3 protein-coding genes are annotated in these 2,632 nt (G+C 64.3%); all 3 read left to right on the forward strand.

Going from position 1 to position 2,632, the window contains the following annotated elements; all coding sequences use genetic code 11:
* Nucleotides 1–190 (forward strand): hypothetical protein (locus EN939_RS29115; RefSeq protein ID WP_164751311.1); only part of this gene is annotated, 190 nt, incomplete at its 5' end.
* 46 nt (nt 191–236) lie between these two features.
* Nucleotides 237–1,844 (forward strand): murein biosynthesis integral membrane protein MurJ, encoded by a 1,608-nt coding sequence (murJ, locus tag EN939_RS29120; RefSeq protein ID WP_127271141.1) that lies wholly within the window; start codon nt 237–239, stop codon nt 1,842–1,844.
* A gap of 172 nt (nt 1,845–2,016) precedes the next feature.
* Nucleotides 2,017–2,632 (forward strand): tryptophan--tRNA ligase (gene trpS / locus EN939_RS29125; RefSeq protein WP_127271142.1); only part of this gene is annotated, 616 nt, incomplete at its 3' end.

Consider the following 2,632-nt stretch of genomic DNA (forward strand, 5'->3'; position numbering starts at 1 on the left):
GCTCGACATCGCATCGGCCCACATCACCACCTTCGGCGAAAAGGTCATCGACACTTTCTATGTCACCGATCTCACTGGCCAGAAGATAGACAGCCCGGCCCGCATCGCCACCATCCGCAATCGGCTGATGGCAACGCTCGAAGGCATCGTGCCCGAACGCGGCGGCAAGTCCAGGGCGGCGGCCGAGTGACAACGACCATCACTTCGTCCCAATTTCGCAGGCAGTTCCCAAAAGCATGAGCCTCGTCAAGAAATTCGCAACGGTCGCTTCCGGCACGCTGATGAGCCGCGCGCTCGGTTTCGGCCGCGAGATGCTGATGGCCGCCGCACTCGGTACCGGACCGGTCGCCGATGCCTTCAACGCCGCTTTCCAGTTTCCCAACACCTTTCGCCGGCTGTTTGCCGAAGGCGCCTTCAACGCCGCCTTCGTGCCGCTGTTCGCCAAGGAGATCGAGACCCACGGTACCGAAGGCGCCAAGCGCTTTTCCGAGGAAGTGTTCGGCGTGCTGTTCACGGCGCTGCTGGCGCTGACGATCATCATGGAACTGTCGATGCCGCTGATCGTGCGCTATCTGGTGGCGCCGGGTTTTGCCGGCACGCCGGGGAAGTTCGACACCACGGTGACGCTGGCGACGATCATGTTTCCCTATCTGATCTGCATGTCGCTGGGCGCGATGATGGCGGGCATGCTGAATTCGCTGCGCCGCTATTTCGCCGCCGCGGTGGCACCGGTGTTCCTCAACATCATCCTGATCGGCGTGCTCGCCTATGCCTGGTATAAGGGCTCGGATGCCCTCACCGTCGGCTACGGGCTGTCCTGGGGCGTGCTTGCCGCCGGACTGGTGCAACTGGCGATCGTCTGGGTGGCGGTGCGCCACGCCGGCATCTCGATCGGCTTCCGCCGGCCGAAAATGACGCCCGCGGTCAAGCGGCTGCTGATCCTGGCGCTGCCGGCGGCCATCACCGGCGGCATCACCCAGATCAACCAGCTGATCGGCACGGCGATCGCCTCGGCGCAGAACAGCGCGGTATCCTCGCTCGCCTATGCCGACCGCATCTACCAGTTGCCGCTCGGCGTGGTCGGTGTTGCGGTGGCGATCGTGCTGTTGCCCGAATTGTCGCGGGCGCTGAAGTCGGGCAATCTGATCGAGGCGGCCAATCTGCAGAACCGCTCGGTCGAGTTCACGCTGTTCCTTACCCTGCCGGCAGCCGCGGCACTCTGGGTGATGTCGGAGCCGATCGTGCGGCTGGTCTATGAGCGCGGCGCATTCGCCGCCAACGGCTCGACGCCGACGGTGGCGGCGATCCTGGCGATCTTCGGCCTCGGCCTGCCGGCCTTCGTCCTGATCAAGGCGTTCACCCCAGGCTATTTCGCCCGCGAGGACACGCGCACGCCGATGATCTTTGCCGCCATCTCGGTGGCGGTGAACGTCACCACGGCGCTGACGCTGTTTCCACGGATGGGCGCGCCCGGCATCGCGGTGGCCTCGGCCGTCGCCGGCTGGGTCAACGCGGTGATGCTGCTCGGCGTCTTGATCCGGCGCGGCCATTGGGGGCGCGACGTGCCGCTGATGAAGCGCATTCCACGGCTGGTGCTGTCGGCGGCCGTAATGGGGGCGGCACTCTATTTTGCCGAGCACTGGTTCGCCGTCAGGCTAGGGCCGGGCTCGCCGCTGGTGGTCAAGGCGACGACGCTGCTGTCGCTGGTTGCCGGCGGAGCGCTGCTTTATTTCATCACCGCCTTCGCCACAGGCGGTGCCGATTTCGGCATGATCCGACGCAACGTCAAGCGGGGATCGGGCAAGTCGGCGCCACCGGTCGCAAAGACCGACCTGGACGAGTAGAGCGCCCGACACGCCCGCAGCGCCGTCTTGATCGCAGCGCCGTCTTCGTCCATAAGCGCGCCGTCGCAAGACTTTCGCCGCGCGCGGTTTCCAGCCGCGCGATTGGCTCCGAAAAGTCTGCAACTTTTCGGAATCACGCTTATACGGCCCTCCACAAGCCATGAGGACAATCATGACCGCCTTCAAGCCACTCGTCTTTTCCGGTGTCCAGCCGACCGGCAATCTGCATCTCGGCAACTATCTCGGCGCCATCAAGAAATTCGTTGCCCTGCAGGACACCTCCGATTGCATCTATTGCGTCGTCGACCTGCATTCGCTGACAGCCCAACTCGTTTATGAAGACCTAGCCGATCAGACGCGGTCGATCACCGCTGCGTTCCTGGCCTCGGGCATCGACCCGAAGAAGCACATCGTCTTCAACCAGTCGCGGGTCATGCAGCACGCCGAGCTCGCCTGGATCTTCAATTGCGTGGCGCGCATCGGCTGGATGAACCGCATGACGCAGTTCAAGGACAAGGCCGGCAAGGATCGCGAGAACGCCTCGCTCGGCCTGCTTGCCTATCCTTCGCTGATGGCTGCCGACATCCTGCTCTACCGTGCCACCCACGTGCCGGTGGGCGAGGACCAGAAGCAGCATCTGGAACTCACCCGCGACATCGCGCAGAAATTCAACAACGACTTCTCCGACCGCATCGCGGCCCTTGGCGTCGGCGTCGAGATGCAGGTCGGCGAAGAGACCGTCAACGGCTATTTCCCGCTGACCGAGCCGGTCATCGGCGGGCCGGCGG

Source organism: Mesorhizobium sp. M7A.F.Ca.CA.002.05.1.1 (assembly GCF_003998335.1).
Lineage (GTDB): Bacteria > Pseudomonadota > Alphaproteobacteria > Rhizobiales > Rhizobiaceae > Mesorhizobium.